The organism is Stackebrandtia nassauensis DSM 44728, from assembly GCF_000024545.1.
GTDB classification, from domain to species: domain Bacteria; phylum Actinomycetota; class Actinomycetes; order Mycobacteriales; family Micromonosporaceae; genus Stackebrandtia; species Stackebrandtia nassauensis.
In genome coordinates this window covers 3751310-3771980 of sequence record NC_013947.1, presented here as the reverse complement: position 1 = coordinate 3771980, position 20671 = coordinate 3751310, and the positions used below count along the sequence as shown (strand labels likewise).

20 protein-coding genes are annotated in these 20671 nt (G+C 66.9%); 13 read left to right on the top strand and 7 right to left on the bottom strand.

All coding sequences use genetic code 11. The annotated features are described in order from the left end of the window. Positions 1-60 precede the first annotated feature (60 nt). Positions 61-798: a hypothetical protein gene (locus SNAS_RS17555; RefSeq protein ID WP_144300541.1), complete on the bottom strand. Its 738-nt coding sequence runs from the start codon at positions 796-798 to the stop codon at positions 61-63. 251 nt (positions 799-1049) lie between these two features. Between SNAS_RS17555 and SNAS_RS17550 the strand changes: the two genes are divergently transcribed. Further along, positions 1050-1454: a peptidase inhibitor family I36 protein gene (locus SNAS_RS17550; RefSeq protein ID WP_013018791.1), complete on the top strand. Its 405-nt coding sequence runs from the start codon at positions 1050-1052 to the stop codon at positions 1452-1454. Positions 1455-1527: 73 nt separating this feature from the next. Here the strand turns inward: SNAS_RS17550 and SNAS_RS17545 are convergent, their stop codons facing one another. Next, the gene (locus SNAS_RS17545; RefSeq protein WP_013018790.1) at positions 1528-2628 is read right to left on the bottom strand and encodes a glycosyltransferase; all 1101 of its coding nucleotides are present in this window, start codon (positions 2626-2628) and stop codon (positions 1528-1530) included. 177 nt (positions 2629-2805) lie between these two features. Here SNAS_RS17545 and SNAS_RS17540 point away from each other — a divergent pair, with 177 nt between their 5' ends. Then, a complete protein-coding gene (locus tag SNAS_RS17540; protein WP_013018789.1) occupies positions 2806-3867 on the top strand; it encodes a hypothetical protein in 1062 nt (353 codons plus the stop codon). A gap of 14 nt (positions 3868-3881) precedes the next feature. Here SNAS_RS17540 and SNAS_RS17535 read toward each other — a convergent pair whose 3' ends face one another. Next, a complete protein-coding gene (locus SNAS_RS17535) occupies positions 3882-4961 on the bottom strand; it encodes a hypothetical protein (RefSeq protein WP_144300540.1) in 1080 nt (359 codons plus the stop codon). A gap of 134 nt (positions 4962-5095) precedes the next feature. Here SNAS_RS17535 and SNAS_RS17530 point away from each other — a divergent pair, with 134 nt between their 5' ends. Together SNAS_RS17530 and SNAS_RS17525 are read left to right on the top strand one after the other, a co-directional pair. After that, positions 5096-5695 (top strand): dihydrofolate reductase family protein, encoded by a 600-nt coding sequence (locus SNAS_RS17530; RefSeq protein WP_052305041.1) that lies wholly within the window; start codon positions 5096-5098, stop codon positions 5693-5695. Positions 5696-5748: 53 nt separating this feature from the next. Continuing rightward, the gene (locus tag SNAS_RS17525) at positions 5749-6321 is read left to right on the top strand and encodes a hypothetical protein (RefSeq protein ID WP_144300539.1); all 573 of its coding nucleotides are present in this window, start codon (positions 5749-5751) and stop codon (positions 6319-6321) included. 7 nt (positions 6322-6328) lie between these two features. Here the strand turns inward: SNAS_RS17525 and SNAS_RS17520 are convergent, their stop codons facing one another. Next, a complete protein-coding gene (locus SNAS_RS17520) occupies positions 6329-7141 on the bottom strand; it encodes a TIGR02452 family protein (RefSeq protein ID WP_013018785.1) in 813 nt (270 codons plus the stop codon). Positions 7142-7316: 175 nt separating this feature from the next. Here SNAS_RS17520 and SNAS_RS17515 point away from each other — a divergent pair, with 175 nt between their 5' ends. Then, the gene (locus tag SNAS_RS17515) at positions 7317-7655 is read left to right on the top strand and encodes a VOC family protein (RefSeq protein WP_013018784.1); all 339 of its coding nucleotides are present in this window, start codon (positions 7317-7319) and stop codon (positions 7653-7655) included. Here SNAS_RS17515 and SNAS_RS17510 read toward each other — a convergent pair. Then, positions 7652-9550, bottom strand: coding sequence for an Hsp70 family protein (locus SNAS_RS17510; protein WP_013018783.1), 1899 nt, complete (start codon positions 9548-9550; stop codon positions 7652-7654). The genes SNAS_RS17515 and SNAS_RS17510 overlap by 4 nt on opposite strands. Before the next feature lie 154 nt (positions 9551-9704). On the opposite strand from SNAS_RS17510, the gene SNAS_RS17505 reads away from it, so the two are divergent. Further along, positions 9705-12515, top strand: coding sequence for a WD40 repeat domain-containing protein (locus SNAS_RS17505; protein WP_013018782.1), 2811 nt, complete (start codon positions 9705-9707; stop codon positions 12513-12515). A 15-nt stretch (positions 12516-12530) separates the two neighbouring features. After that, positions 12531-15260: a WD40 repeat domain-containing protein gene (locus tag SNAS_RS17500; RefSeq protein ID WP_013018781.1), complete on the top strand. Its 2730-nt coding sequence runs from the start codon at positions 12531-12533 to the stop codon at positions 15258-15260. Between the two features lie 70 nt (positions 15261-15330). On the opposite strand, the gene SNAS_RS17495 is transcribed toward SNAS_RS17500, so the two are convergent. Further along, positions 15331-16854, bottom strand: a complete 1524-nt coding sequence (locus SNAS_RS17495; RefSeq protein ID WP_083787356.1) for an alkaline phosphatase D family protein — start codon at positions 16852-16854, stop codon at positions 15331-15333. Positions 16855-17025: 171 nt separating this feature from the next. On the opposite strand from SNAS_RS17495, the gene SNAS_RS17490 reads away from it, so the two are divergent. Genes SNAS_RS17490 through SNAS_RS17465 form a run of 6 tightly spaced genes read left to right on the top strand, consistent with a single transcriptional unit; the run spans position 17026 to position 20040 of the window. Beyond that, positions 17026-17811 carry a transmembrane-type terpene cyclase gene (locus SNAS_RS17490; RefSeq protein WP_211207195.1) on the top strand — a complete coding sequence of 262 codons (786 nt, stop codon included), beginning with the start codon at positions 17026-17028 and terminating at the stop codon, positions 17809-17811. Then, positions 17808-18401, top strand: coding sequence for a TIGR03086 family metal-binding protein (locus SNAS_RS17485; RefSeq protein ID WP_013018778.1), 594 nt, complete (start codon positions 17808-17810; stop codon positions 18399-18401). Before SNAS_RS17490 ends, SNAS_RS17485 begins: the two co-directional genes overlap by 4 nt. A gap of 12 nt (positions 18402-18413) precedes the next feature. Beyond that, on the top strand, positions 18414-18686 hold the full coding sequence (locus tag SNAS_RS17480; RefSeq protein WP_013018777.1) for an ArsR/SmtB family transcription factor: 273 nt from the start codon (positions 18414-18416) through the stop codon (positions 18684-18686). Beyond that, positions 18679-19122, top strand: coding sequence for an SRPBCC family protein (locus SNAS_RS17475; RefSeq protein WP_013018776.1), 444 nt, complete (start codon positions 18679-18681; stop codon positions 19120-19122). Before SNAS_RS17480 ends, SNAS_RS17475 begins: the two co-directional genes overlap by 8 nt. A gap of 19 nt (positions 19123-19141) precedes the next feature. Then, positions 19142-19615 carry a maleylpyruvate isomerase N-terminal domain-containing protein gene (locus tag SNAS_RS17470; protein ID WP_013018775.1) on the top strand — a complete coding sequence of 158 codons (474 nt, stop codon included), beginning with the start codon at positions 19142-19144 and terminating at the stop codon, positions 19613-19615. A gap of 8 nt (positions 19616-19623) precedes the next feature. Further along, entirely contained in the window at positions 19624-20040 is a 417-nt protein-coding gene (locus tag SNAS_RS17465) for an NUDIX hydrolase (RefSeq protein ID WP_013018774.1), read from the top strand. A gap of 17 nt (positions 20041-20057) precedes the next feature. Here the strand turns inward: SNAS_RS17465 and SNAS_RS17460 are convergent, their stop codons facing one another. Continuing rightward, on the bottom strand, positions 20058-20663 hold the full coding sequence (locus SNAS_RS17460) for a hypothetical protein (protein ID WP_013018773.1): 606 nt from the start codon (positions 20661-20663) through the stop codon (positions 20058-20060). Positions 20664-20671 lie beyond the last annotated feature (8 nt).

Here is a 20671-nt window from a genome sequence, read left to right as displayed (position 1 = left end):
ACCACCGAGGCCAGGGCTCACTGGTTGTTGCGGCGCAGTCATTGGTTAGATGCCTGCCGGTCAGGGACAGGCGAAGCGGCCGCTGAGATCATCGTCGCTCATCCATGCCTGGCTGCCGTCTTTCACCACGACTGCTACGTACATGCCGTTGGAAGCCGGTGCTGCGCCCTGATAAAACTCGATGCGGTCACCGAACTTCTTCGTCCTGAAGGGAGGTTGGTCAATGTCGCGGTATACCGGCGCTCCGTCGACAGCGGTCACTGTCGCGCACTCCCGATTCAACTCGTGGAGCAAAGCCAAGCCGCCCCAAACCAACAGCGGGATTGCCACTAGAGCGATAGCTCCCGTGAGTAGCTTGTGTGGACGGATCCAGCGCGGCTTGCGGGGGACAGTCGCGGGTTGGTCGTGGTCGTCGGGTACGCGAGGTGGCTTGACAACTGAAGCGTGATCAGCACGGTGTTTGAGTTCATGCTTGGCGGCGTCGGCTTGCTTCCACTTGCCGAACCAATGTTTTGCATTGCTCCCGAAATATTCGACAACATTTTCGAAGTCTTTATGTTTCTTGTCCCACTTTGGGAGAGAAAACATCTTTTTCGCAGGCTTAGGGAAGCGAAGCCAGTCGCTGAGTGTTTTCTCGTTCATCTCAAGGTGCTTGGCAATTTCTGCCTGTGTTTCTCTAGCTTCGGGGAAGTTGGCGTAGTACTGCTTCAGTAGCTCGTGGAAGTCAGACCAAAAGTCGCCAATGATTCCTTTGAGTTTCTCGTCGCTCAGATGCCGCATAGAGGCACGATCTGTCACTCCGGCTATTTTAGTAGATCGTTTACGTGCCGATAACATCATTTGTCGGAAAGATGACACTGAGCTCTCCCGCGTCGTACATTCGTTTGTGTTGCTTCTTTGATTGTGCCCGAAATCGTTTGTCAGTCTGTTTGTCAGTGTCCGGTGGTGACTGTCAGCGCCGTCAGGTTGGCACCGGTTGAACCCTCCTGTTTGTTTGGATCAGCGGCCGAGGTTCGGCGGCTGAGAACAACACGACAGGAGTAAGTGCAATGAACAAGCGCAGGTTCTTCCTGCTGACAGTGGCGATAGCGCTGCTGGGTGGCTTGCTGGTGGGGACAAGCCAGTCGGCGGCAGCCACCGCGATGACGACGGACGCGGCGACGGTCCCGGCCGCTAGCTTCGACAACGCCTCGGTCAAGAGCACGATCTGCCCGCAGGGCTGGTTCTGCGTGTGGCCCAAGCGCAATCTACAAGGCGATTGGAAGGGCGGGTACAAACCGAATACCTGCTATTCTCCTTTCAAACCGCAGGGGAAATCGGTATCCAACCAGACTGGGCGGACGATCGTCATCTATGACGACGCTCGTTGCAAGGGCAAGCCTCGCTACAAACTCGCTTCCGGTCACTACGACGCGTCCACGCCTTTCAAGGTTAGGAGCGTCAAGGTTCTTTAGCGCTCAATAGGCCAAGTCGCTGGTGCTTTCGTGAAGAGCGAAGGCGCCAGCGGTTTGCAGCCAGGAATCGTGATTACAGTGGATGTGGGTCGCGTGTCGAGACGGCGATGAGCGCGTCGGCGGCGATCTGGGATCCGGGGGTGTGGGCGCGGAAGCGGTCGCCGGTGGCGGCGATGCGGGCACGCAGTTCGCCGTCGGCGAGGATCCGCCGGGTGGCGTCGCGGATCTTCTCGGGGGCGGCGGACTTCGGGAGCCATGCGCCCAGCCCGGCATCGGTGAGGGTCTGGCCGATGAGGCGCTGGTCGGCGGTGGGGTTGATCGGAAGCACCAGTAGCGGCACACCGTGAGCCAACGACTTCATTGTCGAGGAGTGTCCGCCGTGGCCGATCATGAGGTCCATTGTCGGCAACAGCGCGCCGTGGTCGGCCCAACCAAGTATCTCCACATTGGCCGCACCGTCCAGCTCTGCGCCCAGGTCGACACCGCCGGTCGTCACCACCGCGTCGACCGGCAGCTCGGACAGGGCTGCGACGATCCTGCGGTAGACCGGCAACATGCCCGGCCAGTTGGTGGAGCTGAGCGCCACCAGCACCCGAGGCCGCGCACCGTCCTGTCGGGGGAGCTGCTGCTCACCCTTCTCGGTCGTTCCGGTCCATACGCTGCCCGCGAGCGCGGGGTCGTCGCGGCCCGGGTCCAACTCCGCGTCGGTCAGCAGCAGCCGGGCGGCGGCCCGGGCCCACAGCCGACTCGGCCGCAGTCCAAGCGGGGCGAGGATTCTGCCGAAGGGACCACGGTCGAACGACCGGGTCCAGTACGCACCGAAGGTGTGAAAGAGCACGACCACCGGAACATCGCCGCGCAGCGCGCCCCGGATCGGCGCCGGGAGCATGCAGTCGACGACCACCAGGTCCGGGCGCCGCTCGGCCACCAACTCCGCCACTTCCGCCGAGGTCCTGCGGCTGGCCAGCAGCCGAAACATGGCGCCGGGCGATTTGGCGGGACCCTTGACTCCCACAGCGACCGCGACGCGAAACGGCGGTTGGTGGAACGCGGTGTGTCCGTCCTTGAGACCGGCGACTTCGACGTCGACGCCGCGGCGGGTGAGTTCTTCGGCCACGGCGAGCGTCGGCGGCACGTTCCCACCGAGATCGGCGGTGAGGAAGAGGATCTTCATCGGGGGTCCCTTCGGGTTTGTCTCCTATGTATTGGAGCACGGCCGGCCACGGCGTCCAGTGCCGATGGCGAACAAATCGCCGACGTAGGCAACCCGTTCTCGTCGGCAGGTCTCTTAGAAGAGTTACGGGCGTTCCCCCATGGGCCGGATCGCCGCTGGCTAGGAGAAGGAGATGACATGAAAGCACGTCGCAAACTGACGCTGCTCGCACTGGCGGCCGGCTCGGTGGCGCTGGCGGTTCCCACGACGTCGGTGCTCGCCGACGCCGAGGACACGTCACCGGATAGCGGCTGCGAGGTCGAGACGCTGCCGACCCCCGAGGGATACAAGGCGGTGGTCGCCACCGACGTATCCGGTTCCGGAGACCACATCGTCGGGATGACTCGGCGCGGCGACGACGGCAGGGCCGTCCCGGTGATCTGGCGTGACGGCAAGGTACAGACGATCGACGAACTGGACACCCACGACACCTGGCCGAAAGGAGTGAACGACGCCGGTCAGGTGATCGGCAACCACGACTCCAGTTACGGCACCGTACCCTGGGTCTACCACGACGGCAAGATCACCGACCTCAAAGTCGGGAAGGGACAATCGGCGTTCGCCTACGACATCAACAACTCCGGGCAGATCGTCGGATTCATCTTCGAAGAGGACGGCGACGCGCCGAAGCGCGCGGTGCTGTGGAAGTCCGTCGACTCTGACCCGGTCACGCTGCCCGTCTTCGACGAGAAGGCGGAGGCGCGGGGAACCGGCATCGACGAGGACGGCACGGTCACCGGAATCCAGGCCGCCCCGGATGACAAGACCACCCGAATCTGGGCATGGGATCCCAACGGCGGCAAGGGCAGGGAACTCACCCGCCCCGTCATCGACAACCCCGAAGAACATCCCATGACCACCGAAGTCCGGGGCGGTCACGTCATCTCACTGGACGACAGAGGCGTGCCGGGATACCAGTGGGACCTGTCCGATCTCAAGGAAGGCACCGAGATCGACATAGCGCATCCGATGAACGTCAACCCGGACGGCACCATCGTCGGGATCACCAAGGACAACAATGCGGCCATGCTGACGTCCCAGGGCGTCACCGAACTGCCGAACGCATCGGCACCCTCCAATGAGACCGGTGACAATGTCGCCGCGGCGATCAGCGACTCCGGTGACATCGCCGTCGGCAACGGCGTCTCCAGAAATGGAGACAAGGAGCTGTACATCGCCGCCAAGTGGACCTGCGGCTAGAGCGCGAGGCCGGGTTAGGTCGCGGTTGTCGGGTTGCTTTGTGTGAGTCGGTGCGTCGGGATGGGAAGTGCCGCACACAGGAGCGCGAGCGCCAGTGCGGCCGTGCCGAGCAGCGCGACCTGCGACTCGGGGGCGGTGGTGTAGGCGAGCCATATGGGCACAGGCTCGCGTGGCAAGGCCAGCGACGCGGCGACGAAATACACGTTGATGGCGGTGGGCAGGGCCAACAGGCAACTACCGATGCCGAGCAGAGCCGACGTGACGACGCGGCGCCCTGTTGGGCCGTGGGAGATACGCCGCGCCAGTCGGTTGGTGACCGTCCAGCCGAGGAGGGCACCGATGATCAGTCCTGTGACGGTGAGGACGGGTACCGGCGTGGGGGTTGCCCGGGTGATGTCTATCGTGCTGATGCGGGGGTGAGAGGGGCCATGCGATGTGTAGCCCCACAGGTCGATGCCGTCGCGGGTCGCGGTGAACTCGACGGACGTGGAGTCCTTTCTCACCAATCGGACGTTCCACCCTGCCGCTTCCAACCGCTCTTTCACTCCGTGCAAGCGCGCGTAGTCGTTGGCCTTGTGCTCCATCTGGTAGACCATGTGCCCGGCGAATTCGTCGTTCTCGCGGTTGGTGATGTACCTCGTGTCGTATAGATCGCCGTGCTCCTCCACCCAGCCGAACAGCGACCGGTCTTTGTAGGTCTTCACGTCATCCATGTCGGGGATCGTTTGCCGGGCGATGCGATCGGCCGCGGCGTCGTCAGGCAGATCGGCGGCGGTGTGCCAACCGGCGACCGCGCCGCCGATGGCTCCCAACGTCGCGACGAACAGCGCCACGAACACCCCGGCCACGGCGGCGGAGACGCTGCCAGAGGAAAGCTGCTTGCGCATCCCACCGAACACCACGTCAAGGCGTTCGCTCGCACTGGGACGGTGGCGTCCCTGAGCGGCGTCCATAAGGGTCGTCAGCATTTCCTCGCCACGGACCCGGCGATACCACGCCGGGTAGACGCGCAGCAGCCGCCGGAAACGTCGCTCCAGCATGGCTTCCGGGGACTCGATCGTGCTGCTTTTGCGTGGCGGTGGACAGCTTCTCACGGCGCGGAATATATCAGTCTATGGAATATTCCCGCAAGTGCCAGCAAAGTGGACAACCAGACGGCGGAGACCGGCTGATTGATTTTTTGGTGTTGGCCGCGATGAGTTTCGGGTTCGGGTTTCGTCTTAGGGGCATGAATGACATCACGAGCCCCGACTCGAGCCGCACCACGATCCGGCTGCACATGTCCATGTCCCTGGACGGTTTCATCGCCGGACCCGATGACCAGCCCGGCCAGGAACTGGGCCGCGACGGTGGACGACTGTTCAACTGGCTCGACGACCGACACGGCGACGGGCCGAGCGGACAGGTATACGGCGAAGTCCTGGCCACCGGTGCCGTCATCTCTGGGCGTCGCACCTTCGAGTTGGCCGGGCGCTGGAACGGTGATCACCACGACGGTGTGCCCATCTTCGTGCTCACCAACCACGTCGACCCCGACGACGTGCCGCCAGGTAGCGCACAATTCGTCACCGACGTCACCGAATGCGCGGAACTGGCGCGCACGGCCGCGGGCGATCGCGTCGTCATGGTGCACGGTGCCGGTGCGGCCCAATCACTGCTGCGGGCCGGACAGCTCGACGAGATCGACATCCACCTGGTCTCGGTCCTGCTGGGTGAAGGACGCCGACTGTTCGACGCCCTTGGCAGCCAACACATCGAGCTGGAGCGAGTTCGGGTGGTGGAAGCACGCGACGTGACACACCTGCGCTATCGCGTGCGACACGACTAGAACCGTGGTGGCGCGGCACCGGTGGCGGCGAAGGCTTCGGCATCATGTTCCACATGAGCGATGAGCACGACGTTTCCATGACCGATCAGGACTGGCAGGACTTCTGGGTCAACATCGGTGCGACGTGGCGGCGTGTGCTTTGCGGCGACGATCGCGACACGCCGCCACCGAAGGAGCCGATCCTGCGTCGTCGTCGCCTGACCACCGATCACGCATGGGTGGACTTCTTTCCCATCCAGTGGATGCCCGCCGTTCGGGAAGCGCTGCTGTGGCAGGACAACGGCATGGATCTCGGGCCACTGACGGGACGTTCCTGGGATGTCCTGCAACTGGGTGGTCCCGGCATGGTGGACGCGAAGGATCTGGCGGGCACGCCGATAAAGCGGCTGATCTTGTCGAATGTGGACGTGTTGGACAAGGAATGCCTGAACCAGATCGTCGGCCTGGAATCGCTGACGCTGGCGTACTGTGATCTCGGGACACTGCCGTTTGTCGAGCAGCTCACCACATTGACCGTCTACACGCAGTCCAGTGTCGACATTCCCGCGGCCTACGAGGGCAGACTTCACGTCGAGTTCATCGACGACCACTACGAGCCACCGTTCGGCCCCGACGAGGTGTACTGAGAGGGGACTAGGGCGCGAGCACCTCGGTGAAGGCGCTGCGCACGGGTGTTTGTGGGCGGTTGTCCAGGACGGCGAAGACCACCCGGTCGAAACGGTCGACCTCGCGCAGTCCCTCGGCGAACGCCTCGGCCACCTGTCGTGGGTCGTTTCGGAAGACGCCGCAACCCCACGCGCCCAGGATCAGGTTGCGGTGTCCCTGCGCGGCGGCCACCGCCAGTACTCGGGAAGCCCGGCGCCGCAACGCATGGGGGACATCGTCCACATACTGCGGTTGGTTGCGGGTGATGGCGCCGAGGTTCGGAGCCGCCGCCGTCAGGAAGGCCGTGCGGTACGGCGCGTCGAGCAGCTTCAGCGCCTCATCGCGGAACACCGGGACGCCCGGTGAGTAGATGACCCGGTCGCTGTAGCGCAGGTCGCGGGTGAGGCGGTGGTGTTCGTAGAAAGCCGGGACTGTCGTTTGGCAGCGGTACAGCGCTGAGCAGCGCGCCAGGTCTTCCTCTTGTGCCTTCGCCCCGCCCAGGAAGCCGCCGCCAGGGTTCTTGGCGGACGCGAACACCAGGCACGCCGTGTCGGTGTTCCCCTCGGTGTCCAGGCGGCGCGCGGCGGTCAGGGTTGTCTCGTCGGTGACCTCTATTGTGGGAGCCGATCGCGGGGACTGAGCCACGTCGAGGTGGTCGTCAGGCAGGTAGTGCCGGGTGCCCGAGATCGCGTCGGCCACGTGGTCTCGGATGTCGACCAGTTCCCCGGCAGCGTTGCGGTACTCGCCGGTTTCGGCGATGTCCACCGTTTCCCTGGCGATGTGGCGCAGGCGTCCGCTCACGCGTGCCCTCCCCGGGCATTGTCGTGTTTGTACATGCCGCACAGGCTAAGGACGGCTATCGTCACCGTCAACATGGTTTCTTCAGCCGTGACCGATGAATCGGGCTGACGGACTTCGTCTCAACAACTGAACACGACGAAGCCGTGGCTCGACCACGGCAGAAATGAGGAATCCTGTGTCCGTCAACTTGTTCTCTGGTTTCGCCGTCCGCGACCTGTCCGCCGCGGTCGCCTGGTACGAGAAACTCCTGGGTGCGGCACCGTCGTTCTATCCCAACGATGTCGAGGCGGTCTGGGAGCTCGCCGAAAACCGGTTCGTGTACGTGATCGTGCGACCCGAGGATGCCGGGCACGGCGTACACACCATCGTTGTCGGCGACTACGACGAACGCCTCGTACAGATCGCCGGGCGGGGACTGAAACCTGACGAAGTGGAGGACTACGGCAACGGCGTCCGCAAGGCGATCTTCCACGACCCGGACGGCAACGAGTTCGGCATCGGCGGTCTGCCCTAGGTCGTCGCGTTGAGGTCGTAGCAGTAGAACTGTTCGGAGTCGGACAGCTTCACCGTGCCTTCGAACTCGCCCTCGCACTGGTCCTGCTCGAACGGACCCTCGCGGATCACGTAGGGCACGTTCTCGGGGTCTTCGCAGCTGTCGGTGTTGAAGCTTCCGTCGAGGCAGCTGGTCGGTACGAACAGCCCCGTCATGCACAAGACCTCTTCGGAGTCCTTGAAGTGACCGGTGTACTCCTCGGTGGCTTCGTCGCACTCTTCTTCGGCCTGAACGCTCCTGGTCACCCCGTATACGGCGTTCTCGTCGGTGCAGGAGATCTGCACGAGGATGCCATCGCCGCTGCCGTCAGGGCGGGCGCATTCGGAGTAGCTCTCAGGGGCCAGTTCTTCGCTGACGTTCACGTCGGAACCGTCGTCGGCGCTGTCCATGGGGCCGCCGCCCTCGTTCAAGCCGTATTCGTAGAACACGTACACGCCTGTGACCAGCGCCAGCAGCAGCACCACGGCTAGGAGCAGGTACCTGCCCTTGCGGGACTTGCGCGGCGCGGGCGGCGGCGGGGCCTGGCGTTGCTGTGGGACTTGGCGTTGCGGCGGGGGAGCTGGACGGGCAGGGGCGGCTGCCTGCCGAGGCGGGGTCTGCCGCGCGGGCGGTGCCGGCCGCACCTGCGGATGCTGGCGGGGTGGTGACGACTGGCGCTGTGGCGGAGCCTGTCGGGCCGGTGGCGGCGACACCGGCACCACCGCCGCCGGTGGACCGGACTGCGGGGGTGAGGTCAGCGACGTCTTGGTGACGATGGGCAGCGCCTGCGGCGCGTCGGAGGACTTCGGGTCACCCATCCGCAGCAGCGCGCCCTGGGCCACCACCTGCTCGGGTTGGCCGGTGATGACCGGGGCCCGACGCAGTTTGCGGTGCAACAGGGTCGACACCAGCGGCACTCGGCTGGACCCGCCGACCAGGTACAGGCCGAGCGGTTGGCCCTCGGTGATTCCGGCGGCGGACACCATGTCGGCGGTCAGCTTCACCGTCTGCTCGATCAGCGGGCGGGCGACGTGCTCGAACTCGTCGCGGGTGACCGGGAAGTCGCGGTCGAGCATCGGGATGTGGACCAGGCCGCTGGCGTTGCGGGACAGCTGTTCCTTGGCCGCCTTGATGTCCTCGTACAGGGTCCGGAACGCGCGGCGGGTGGCCGGGCCGTCGGGTTGGAGGATGCGCTGCCAGGTGGACGCGTCGACAGCGGAGGCCGTCTGTCCCATGTGGGCGAGCAGGGCCGCGTCCAGGTCGGCGCCGCCGACGTCGTCGAGTCCCGCCTGGGCTCGGACCTGATATCGGCCGTCGACGCGCACCAGTACGCACACGTCGAAGGTGCCGCCGCCGAAGTCGTAGACCACGACCGTCTCGGCCAGCGCGCCGGTGTCCTCCGATTTGGTGAAGTACACCGCCGCGGCTTCGGGTTCGGGCACCAGGGTGACGTCGCCCAGCCAGGCTTCCCGGGCGGCCTGTCGCAGCACGTCCAGCCGCTGCTTGCCCCAGATCGCCGGGTGGGTCACCGCGACCTCGCCCAGGGGCCCGCCCGCCACCCGTCGGGCCTCGGCGGCGACCGCTTTGAGTACCTCCGAGATCAGTGTCGCGACAGGATACTCCTGCGATCCCAATAGGACGGTACCGTCGTCGATGCGTCGCTTCGGATTCGGTTCGAAGCACTCCGGTGCCGTCTTGGCCGCCCTGATGGCGTCGCGGCCGACGAGCAGCTGGCCCGGTTCGGTGGCGTACACCGCCGAGGGCAACAGGGGAGAGTCTCCGAACAGTAGTGCCTGGCCGAGCCCTGTGCCGGGGTCGAGCACGGCCACCGTGTGCGACGTGCCGAAATCGATCGCCAGTCGCGCCAGTTTGGTCATGATGAACTTTCGCCGGGGTGATGCGGACAGTACGCTCACTTTAGCAATCGCTCTCAGACCGGCCGTTTGTCTAATAGGTACTGTACTGTGACTCCCTTGTAGCGCAAACATCGCAGCATCGACAGTTATTCGACGACCAGTACGCTTGCGCGCCATGGACGTCAACGACGAGGCCGGACAGTCAGGCGGGGCGAAGAAACCGGACGCCGCACTCACGCGCGCGGGCTTCCCGGTACCGCCGAGCACCGCTACCGCCGCCCAGGCCGAGACGCTGCTGCGCGCCGCCGACTGGAAGACCTTCGCCACCGCACGCGACCTGGTGCCGCTGCGGGCCGCGCTGGCGGCCGTCGAGGACCGCGAGGGTGTCACCGGCGCCCACCGGTACGCGACCGAACAGCTGCGGCACCGCGGCGCACTGCTGCGCCACCCCGACGGCCACCAGCATGAACTGTCCAGCCACGCGCTCAGCCCCGACGGGGAGTATCTGGCGGTGGGCAGCTGGATCGGCGACGACTACGAGCGCGGCGGCAGCATCCAGATCTGGGAGCTGGCCACCGGCCGCTGCGTCAACATGCTGGACGGCATCTTCGGCGGCCAGGGCTGGCACGCCTACCGGCACACCCTGCAATGGTCGGCCGACGGCCGTGTGCTGGCCGCGGAGTTCAACACCAACATGGTCGGCAAGTGGAACCCGTTCGCGGGCCGGGCGCACCCGCCGAAGGCCGACGTGGCGCTGGCCGGTATCAACGGCGCCAACCGTCCGGTGGGATTCGCGTTGCACCCCGACGGCACCGGGATCTTCCTCCACCACGGTGACTGGGACGCGAGCCCCGGCACCGGCGTGTGGGGCTGCCTGGCGCCCTTGCGACGCAGCAACTTCAGCAACGACTTTCGCGACGCCGACCCGGTGTGGATGAACACGCCCGACCCGCAGCTGTTCGCGTCGCTGAACGGCGCGGCCATCAGCCCGGACGTGTCGTGGTTCTCCGCCGACGGCACCCGGATCTGGGGCTTCGGCGAATGGTGGTGGCCCGAAGACGTGCCGCAGCGGCAATCCGGGGCGTTCAGCATCGATGTCACGACCCGTCAGCTGGCCTGGTTCGTCGACTCCGCCTTCGGCCGCCTCAGCGACTACGACCGGATGGCCGTCAGCCCGGACGAGACCGTGGTCGTGCTCAATCACGGTGAGACGCTGGCGTTCCTCGACGCGGCCACCGGCCAGCAGATCGCCGAGGCGCCCACGCCTTTCGAGACACCGCAACTGGTGTGGGGTCGGGGCGAGTACGGGTCCCGGCTGGCGGTGATCGACGCGACGGGGCGCGGCGGCGTCCGGATCTTCGACGGCATGCGGCTCCACCACGAAGTCCGGCTGAAAGCGAAACCCTGGAACTATGACTGCCCGGACGGTTTCGCCTGGGCCTGGTCGCCCGACGGCGAGCGCGCCGCCTGCCTCACCGCCGAGGGCCGCGTCGCGGTCATCGACCTGTTCGACGCGCCCCACACCATCACCGTCCTGGACGCACCCGAGGACGCGCACTGCCTGTGGTGGGGCGCGGGCGACGTCCTGGTCATGGGCGGGACCAGCAGTCTGCGGTTCCACGACCTGAACACCCGGCGCGTCCTGAGCGACTTCCGGTTCGGCCGCGAAGTCCCCAAACAGCGTCCGCTGTGGCATGACACCGAGGACCTGGGACAGGTGTTCCGCCCCAATCCGACCTTCGCGCTGGACGCCGAACGGTGGGCGGTCGCGCTGCCCGAGGGTGTCGTCATCGCCCCCGAAGCCAACCAGTCCACACTCGACGACCACCTGGCCTGGGCCGTGGACCGCCGCCACTCCTGGCCGTACCGCTGGGGCGAGGCGACACTCGTCGACGACGTTGCCTCCTGTTTCGACATCCTGACGTCCTCGCGAGAACTGTTGGAGCCGTTGCGAAACCAGGTCGCCGGATCCGTCGCCCCGACCGAATGGCCGCCGCCCGACACCGCCACGATCGACGACCTCTACGACGTCATGGTCGAAACGGTGCTCTCCTTCGACGGCGGCTGGACCCCGCACGTGGCCGACGCGATCCGCCACGCCGCCAAACAGCGCGCCCGCGCCGGTCAACCCGAGGCGGCCGAATCCCTCATCGCGCTGATCCCACCCGACGCCGACACCGACCACCTGCGCGCCCAGGCTGAGGTCGGGCTGATCCTGGCGGCGACCGGCGAACCCGGCTTCGCCCGCAGGCTGCTGGCCGACGCGGCCCGTAACGCGTCCGACCTGCACGAATACCACGTCTCGTTCGTCGGCGCGGCGCTCGGCGCTGGACTGACCATCCTCGGCGACCCCGCCGCCCAGGGCTGGATCGACCGCGCGATCGCCGCCATCGATCCGAATCCGAACCCGTGGCAGCATCGCATCTCGGTGTGCTGGGCACTGCTGGAGGCCGGTCTGGAGGACCAGGCGCGTCGACTGTGGACCCAGGGCGAACCCGGCAGCCCGTTCTACCGGTCGAGCTGGCTGGCGCACCTGATCCGCATCGGCCGCGACGACCTGGTCCGGGAGTTCGCCCTGGCACCGAACCGGCCCTGGCCCGACAACTTCTACGCCTGGACCGTCTTCACCGACACCGGCCGCCCCGACCTGCTGCGCGAGTTCTTCGCCGAACAGGACCGCGACATCAGGGAGTCCGAACAGCGAAGCCTCGACGAAGCCGAAGCCAACGCCGCCACCGACCGCCCCAACGCCGCCGACCTCGCCGAACTGCGGGACCGCTACGAGCAACTGCGACGCACACCGCTGGCGCAGCGCCGCGAGGACACCAAGCGGCTGGCCTGGCGGGCCGCCGCCTGCCACCACTACAGCGCGGTACTGGACCTTTTGCGACTGCTGCCGATGGAACGCGACTTCAACGACCGCGCCGCCACCGCGGAACGAGCACTGTGGATCGCACTGACCGGCGTCGACGGCGACCCCTGGTAGACAAGGAGAACGAACATGGACGCTCACGGATTCACGCCGCCGCCGGACGCCTCCGCCGCCGACGCCGAGGCACAGCTGCGCGCCGCCGACTGGCACGCGTTCGACGCCCGCCGCGACCTGGAACCGTTGCGGGCCGCGCTGCTCAGGCTCGAAGCCGACGACGGCGTCACCGACGCCCACCGGTTCGCCACCGAGCGGCTGCGCGAACGCGGCGCCCTGTTGCGGCACCCGGGCGGACTGCGCGGCGACGCGTCCAGCCACGCGCTCAGCCCCGACGGCCGCTACTTCGCGATCGGCAGCTGGACCGGCGACGACCACCAACGCGGCACCATCCAGGTCTGGGAGGTCGCCACCGCCCGCTGCGTCAACGTCCTGGACGAGATCCCCGGCGGCGTCGGCTGGCCCGAACGGTTCCGCAACCTCCAGTGGTCCGCCGACGGTCGACTGCTGATGGGCGAACTGGGCACCGGCGGCATCGTCGGCTGGGACCCGTTCGCCGACCGCGCCGAACCGACTGCCGCCGCGACCGTGCGCCCCCGCCGCCCGGTCGGATTCGCGCTGTCACCCGACGGCTCCTGGATCTTCCTGCACCGCTGCGACGGCAACACCAGCACCCAGTCCGGAACCAGCGCGGGCCTGGTGCCGGTGGCGGGCCGCGGCGACCCCGACACCGTCCCGCCACCATGGTGGCCCGGTGACGCGGCACCCCACCTGGGGCTCAACGGCGCCGTCCTCATCCCACAGGTGTCGTGGTTCTCCGCCGCCAGCGATCGCGTGTGGATGTTCGGCGAATGGCAGCCGGGCACCCGACCGGACTCGCAGTACGGGGCCGCACTGGCCTCGATCGACCTGCGCACAGGCCAACTCGACTGGTTCGTCGAGACCGAACTGGACGGAACCGACAACGCCCACCGGGTCGCGCTCAGCCCGGACGAGTCGATGCTCGTCCTGCACCACGGCGACACCCTGGAGTTCCTGCACCCCGCCACCGGCAACCGACTCGGCGAGGTCGAGGCCCCGTTTCGGACGGCCCGACTGACCTGGACGGTCTGCCAAGGCCAACCTCGGTTGGCGGTCGTGTGCGCCGAGATCGGTATGGAAAGCAGCGTCAAGATCTACGAAGGCGTCGACCAGCTGTGCTCACTCATGCAGGTGCCGCAACCGCCGGAACCCGCGTTCAGCGACGGCATCGCCCTGGCCTGGTCGCCCGACGGCGAACGCGCCGCCTGCCTCAACGAAGGCGGCAACGTCGAGATCATGACCGTCGGCCCCAAACACGACTATGTGGACTACTTCGACGCCCCCAAGGAGTCGCGCGGCCTGTGGTGGGGCGCGGGCGATGTCATCATCATCGCCGGTCCACGCAACCTGATGTTCCGCAACCTCACGACCGGCGAGACCATCGGTGACTTCCGGTACCCGCCCGACACGGGCACCGACCGGCCATTGTGGGACAACAGCCAGGACTTGGGACGACACCTCCACCCCGACCCGACTTTCGCCATCGACGCCGATCGCTGGGTGGCGGCCTTCCCCGAAGGCGTCGTGATCGCCCCGTCCGGCGCCGAACTGCTGGACCACAACCTCGCCTGGTCCATCGACCGCCGCCACGCCTGGCCATACCGTTGGGGCCCAGTGGAACCGGCACCCGGCGTCGCCGCCTGCTTCGAGACACTCGACCCAGCCGCGCGCGCAATCCTGGCACCGCTGCGGGACCGGCCGACCGCCGAACCGGTCGTGGAGTGGCCACCACCCAACACCGCCACAGTGGACGTCCTGTACGACGCGATCGGGGAATCCTTCGAAGCCTTCAGTGAAACCTGGCTGCCGCACGTCATGGACGCGACCCGTCGCATCGCCCGGCAGCGCGCCCGCGCCGGGGACGTCGAGGCCGCCGAAACCTGGCTGCGACAGATCTCGTCACGGGACTGGGACGACTACGTCCGGTTCAAGGCTGAAGTCGCACTCGTCCTGGCCGCCAACGGAAACCCGCGCGCCGGTGCCCGACTGCACTGCGAGGCCGCCATCGACGCCTCCCACGGTGTCAGCGACTCCGCGTTGCCGTTCGTGGCCTCGGCTGTGGGCGCGACCTTCGCCGCCCTGGGTCATCCCGAACGGGGCCAGGAGTGGATCCAGCGCGCGATCACCGCGATCGATCCGGACCACAACCCGTGGGAGCACCGGATAGCGGTGTGCTGGGCGCTGCTGGAGGGCGGCCTGGACGACCGGGCCCGGCAACTGTGGACCGACGGCGAGGACGGGGAACCGGCCGACGCCAACGGCTGGCTGGCCCATCTCATCCGGATCGGCCGTGACGACCTGATGCGCGAGATCCTCTACGACGTGGGGGAGGACTGGTACTCCTTCCGCGACGCTGTCGCCGTGTTCACCGCGGCGGGCCGCGCCGACCTGATGCGCGAGTTCTTCGAGTACTACAGCCACACCCCCGACGAGGAGGACATCGAAAGCCTCGCCGAAGCCGACCGCAACGCCGTCACGCCGCGCCCCAACGAGTTCGACATCGCCGAACTGCGCCACCGCCGCGCCGAACTGCTGCGCGCGCCGTCGTCGGAACGCCGCGTGGACACCATCCGGCTCGCGTGGCGCGCTGCCGCCGCCCAGCACTACGACGCGGTGCTCGACATGCTGAAACTGCTGCCCTACAAGGACTACGACGACCAACCCGAGACCGCGGTGCGGTCACTGTGGATGGCGCTGACCGGCGTCGACGACGACGCCTGGTAGTGGCTTGTCGGTCGTTCGCGGCGGAATCCGTCCGCCGCGAACGACCCATCCGTTGGGTGTGGATGGTGGCCTAGTCGGCCTGGGGACCGGGCTTGCCGTCCTCCACGACGTAGCTGGCGCGGGTGCTGACCGGTGCGCCTTCGTCGGTCACGTACGGCAGGACGCGGAAGTCACTTTGCCAGCGGTGTTTGTCCACGTTGACCCGCACGTATCCGCGCTGGTTGTTGTAGAACTTCATGTGGGAGTTGGCGCTCAGGAACGTCCGGCCCAGGTCGTCCATGTCCGCCCCGTTACCGCCGCTGGTCAGCGAGGTGGTGACGAATTCGGTGGCCACGACCGGGCTGTCGTCCTTGGTGAAGTCCTGTTTGAGGTCGCAGGCGTAGTTCTGATGCCGGTCACCGGTGAGCACGACCAGGTTGCGCGTGGGGTGCTGGGCCGCTTCCAGGATCGTGGCGCGCTCGGCGGTGTACCCGTCCCACGGATCAAGCCACACGTTCTTTCCCTCGGTGGCGTCCCAGTCGGTTTCGGTGATCGGGTCCTGGTTGCCGAGGATGTGCCAGCGGCTCTCGTCGTCGGCGAACCCGTCGATGAGCCATTCGCGCTGTTCGGTGCCGAGCATGGTGCGGTTCGGGTCGTAGCGCTCCTCGCACTCGGCGGGCCCGAGTTTGCGGCACGGCTGGACGTCACGGTAGCTGCGGCAGTCGATCATGCTGAAGGTGGCGAGCCTGCCGTAGGACAGGCGACGGTACAGCTGGATCGACGGTCCCGACGGCCGCTGGTCGATGCGCAGCGGCAGGTTCTCGTAGTACGCCTGGAACGCCGCCGTCTTCCGCGCGGCGAACTCCTCAGGGTCCGGGTTGGGGTGGCGGCCGTAGGCGACCTCATCGGCGGCCCAGTCGTTGACCACCTCGTGATCGTCGAGAGTGACGATCCACGGCATCGCGGCATGTGCCCGCTGCAGGGGCGCCTCGCTCTTGTAGAACGAGTACTGAAGGCGGTAGCGAGCCAGGTCGAAGCACTCGGTGCCGAACTTGGGATCGACGTCGACACCACGCTTGTTGTTGTCGAGGATCTCGTACTCGTAGATGTAGTCGCCCAGGAACACCAGCAACTCGGGGTCGTCCTCGACGATGTGGTCGTACGCGGTGAAGTACCCGTCCTGCCACGCCTGGCACGACGCGAACACGAAGTCGAGACTGCGGGGCGTGGACGAACGCGACGGCATGGTCCGGGTGCGACCGACCGGCGAGATCTGCCCGCCCGCCCGAAAGCGGTAGAAGTACTCGCGGCCCGGTTGCAGGCCATGGATCTCCGGATGCACGGAGTGGCCCAGCTCCCGGGAGGCCACGGCACTGCCGCGCTTCACCACGTGGCGGAACCGTTCGTCGGTGGCGACCTCGTAGTCCACTTTGACCCGCTTGTCGGGCATGCCGCCGAAGCCATCCTCGGCCAGCGCGTCGGGCGCCAGGCGGGTCCACAGCACGAACCCGTCCGGGGCGGGGTCTCCCGACGCGACCCCGAGCGTGAACAGGTTCTCGCCCTTGGGGCTGTACGCCTGCGCCGCCTCGGCGCCAAACACGCCGGTGCCGAGCATCACCGCCGCGGTGGCGGCTCCGCCGTAACCGAGAAGCCGCCGTCTGTCAATGCCACCGTTCAAGTCAAGTTCCTTTCGCAATGAGATCGACGGAAGTCAATCACTAGCTGAGGAACATATTGGCGACGTCAAGCTGAACGCAAGAGGTCTGAGTGATTCAGAATGGGCAACATGGTGCTGATGCTGACCGCGCTGAGTGGTATCGCCTGGACGATCGTCTACATTGCCGCGATACGGGTGGGTTTTCGCGACCGCACCTACGCCATGCCGCTCGTCGCGCTGGGATTGAACTTCGCCTGGGAGGTCATCTACACCGTCCACGGGTTCGACACTGGCGCGTCGGTGCAGACCTATATCAACCTGGCCTGGACGCTGGCCGACGCGGTGATCGTCTACACGTTCTTCCGGTTCGGTCGCCGTGAACTGCCCGGGTTCATCGGCCGGGGCGTGTTCGTCGGCGGGGGAGTACTGGTCTTCGCCGCCTGCTTCGCGGTGCAGTGGCTGTTCGTCGTCGAGTTCGACTGGACCTTGGCCGTCAGGTACTCGGCTTTCCTGCAGAACCTGCTGATGTCCGGGCTGTTCATCGCGATGCTCATCGCCCGTCGCGGCCCGCGCGGACAGTCGATGGTCATCGCGGTCGCGAAATGGATCGGGACCTTGGCGCCGACCATTGTCTTCGGGGTTTATGAGGGATCGACATTCATCCTCGGTATCGGGATTCTGTGCTCCGTCTTCGATCTCGCCTATATCGGACTACTATGGATGGTTCAGCGGCGTCCGCAGCTCCTGGTCGCCCGGGCGACGGAGGCCGAGATGGACCGTTGTGCTGCGGGAGGCTCCCTCGCCGACGATGCCCACCGGTTCCGGAGTGGTCGCGCTCGGACTGCTGATACGCGGCACCGCGTCCTCATCGAACACGTCGATGTCGGTGCTACTCAGTACGGTCGTGCGCCATGACTGGCATTACTCCGACCGACACCAGCTTTGACCCGCGCCCACGACTGGCCACCGCGCTCGACCAGATGCAGGCCCAGATCGAGGCGGTCGGGGCCGACGACCTCGACCGGCCAACACCGTGCGGCGACTACAACGTACGGATGTTGCTTGGCCACGTCCTCGCCGTCATTCGCAAGCTCGCGGTCGCCGGACGCGGGGGCGACGCTTCACAAGTGACAGACCCCGCCGACGACATCACCGAGGGCTGGACCGACGCGATCCGCCAGGCCCGTGCGGACTTGGACCAGGTGTGGTCGGCCGACACTTCGCTGGAACGCGACTGCACGCTGCCGTGGGCCACGATGCCCGGGCGCGACGTTCTTGACACGTACACCCACGAGTTCACCGTCCACGCCTGGGATCTGGCCCGCGCCACCGGCCGCGTGGACGATCTCGACCCGGTCCTGGCCAAGATGGCGCTGGAGTGGTTCTCCCGCAACGTGCCCGAAGACGCCCGCTCCGAAGACGGCGCATTCGGACCGGCGATCGCGGTCGCCGACGACGCCGACGTCTTCACGAAACTCGCCGCCTACGTCGGCCGCAAGCCCTGACCCCCGGGCCGCGTGGGGTGGCATGATCTGCTGGACGGCCCCCAACCGGTCACCGAGATCGCCGCGCACTTCGACATGCGCCGACCCAGCGTCTCCGAACATCTCAAAGCGCTGCGCGACGCCGGACTGGTGGCCGAGACCAAACGCGGCCGCCAGCGCTTCTACCGACTGGAACCCGAACCGCTGCTGCAACTGCGCGACTGGCTCAGCCCATACGAGCGGTTCTGGCGCGACAAGCTGGCCAACCTGCGCGACCTGCTCGACGAGGAGGACCACAATGGATGACGCACGGACCATCCGGGTCGACCAGTTCCTGGCCCACTCGCCCGCTCGCGTGTGGCGGGCACTGACCGACCCCCGACTGCTGGGGCAGTGGCTGATGCCCAACGACTTCGAACTGTCGCTGGGCCACCGCTTCACCTTCACCACCAACCCCATCCCGTCCCACGACTTCGACGGCCGCATCAACTGCCAGGTCCTCGACTTCGAATCCGAGCGAATGCTGCGGATCAGCTGGGGTGGCGGCAAACTCGACACCACCGTCACGTGGAAGCTGGAACCCGAAGGCCGGGGCACCCGACTGTTCGTCATCCACGATGGATTCGACCCCGACGACCCGATCCAACAACTGGCCCGACGAGGCATGGGCAGCGGCTGGCGCTCCGGCGTCCTGCGCGGGCTGGAGAAGTGCCTCGCCGAACTCGAACACCACGGTCAATAACGAAAGGAGAACACCCAAAATGGACCATGCCGAGGCCTTCAAACGCGCCAGCGATGGCTTCGCCGCCCGGATCCGCGCCGTGCGCCCGGACCGGTGGCACTCACCAAGCCCGTGCGCGCCGTGGACCGCCCGTGACGTGGTCGCCCACGTCATCAACGAGCAGCGCCGCATGCTGAGCACCGTCCGCGGCGTCGACCCCGAACCGGTGCACGGCGTCGGGATCGCCGAGATGGGAACCATCCCCGAACTGGCCGCCGACGCCGATCTCGCGGCGGCCTGGGACCAGGTGGGCTCCGGCCACACCTGGGATCTGGCCCGGGCCACCGGCGGCGACGAACGGCTGGATCCCGACGTGGTTCGCCAAGTGCACGAGGCGCTCAAGCCGCTGGAGGAGTTCTTCCGCCAGCCGTGGGCGTTCGGTCCGAAGGTGGACGCGCCGCCGGGAGCCGACGCCCAAACCGAGTTCCTGTGCTTCGTGGGCCGCAAGCCGTGACAACGGGGGTGAGCGAAGGACCGCGCTTTCCCGTCAGCGTCAAGGGAGTCTGCGTCCAGGACGGCAGAGTGCTCCTGCTGTACAACGAACGCGACGAATGGGAACTACCCGGCGGCAAACTGGAACTCGGCGAACCCCCGGACGTGTGCGTGGCCCGCGAGATCACCGAGGAAGCCGGGTGGCCGGTACGCGTCGGCGGCATCCTGGATTCCTGGCAGTACCACATTCGCGAGGGTGTCGACGTCCTGATCCTCACCTATGGCTGCTATGTGGACACGACAGCCGCGCCGGTCGTGTCCCACGAGCACAAGGAAGCCGCCCTGTTCACTCTGGACGAGGTGGCGGGTCTGCGGATGCCGCAGGGCTACCGGGCTTCCATCCGGAACTGGTTCGCACACCTTCAGGGTCACGGCCGGCAAAGGTGATCGCTACCGGCTGGCGGTCACGGCGCGCTCTCCTCGCGCCGTGACAGGTACCGGTACCAGGTCGACAACGCCGCCGCCAGCATGCGCTTGGCGGCCCGATCGCGCAGCGGATCGGGGAGTTCGGCGATCGCGGTGGCCGCGGCCACCAGCCCGCGTCGCGCGATGCCGTAGCGCCACACCACCGCCGCCACGTGACGGCGCCATCGCGACAACCTCCCGGGCCGGGCACGGTGAGCGGCCAGTGTGGACCGGCGGCTTCGGGTGAGTCTCAGGAACCGCTTGGCGCTTCGCCGAGCTCGTGGGTGGCTGGCGTGGCGGCACGCTACCTCCAGAATCGCCGCGACAATGACCGGATCGGCCTGCTCGTCAACACTGGCGTCGCCGCTGGCCGAGTCGGCCAGATCGGCGGCGAAGACCATCAGCCGTGCGCGTCCGAGGTCGCTGGAGACGTCGTGACAGGTGCGGGCGACAGCGGTGAGTACCGGGTGGGCGCGGATCGCGGCGTCACGGTGCGCTCGTTTCGTCCCCGAAACGACGCACTCCCAGATGATGCCCATACCGTCGGCGGCCGACAGGTGGGCGAACTGCTCCCAACGCGACTGTGGGGATTCTGCGGCGTCCATGGCAAGTC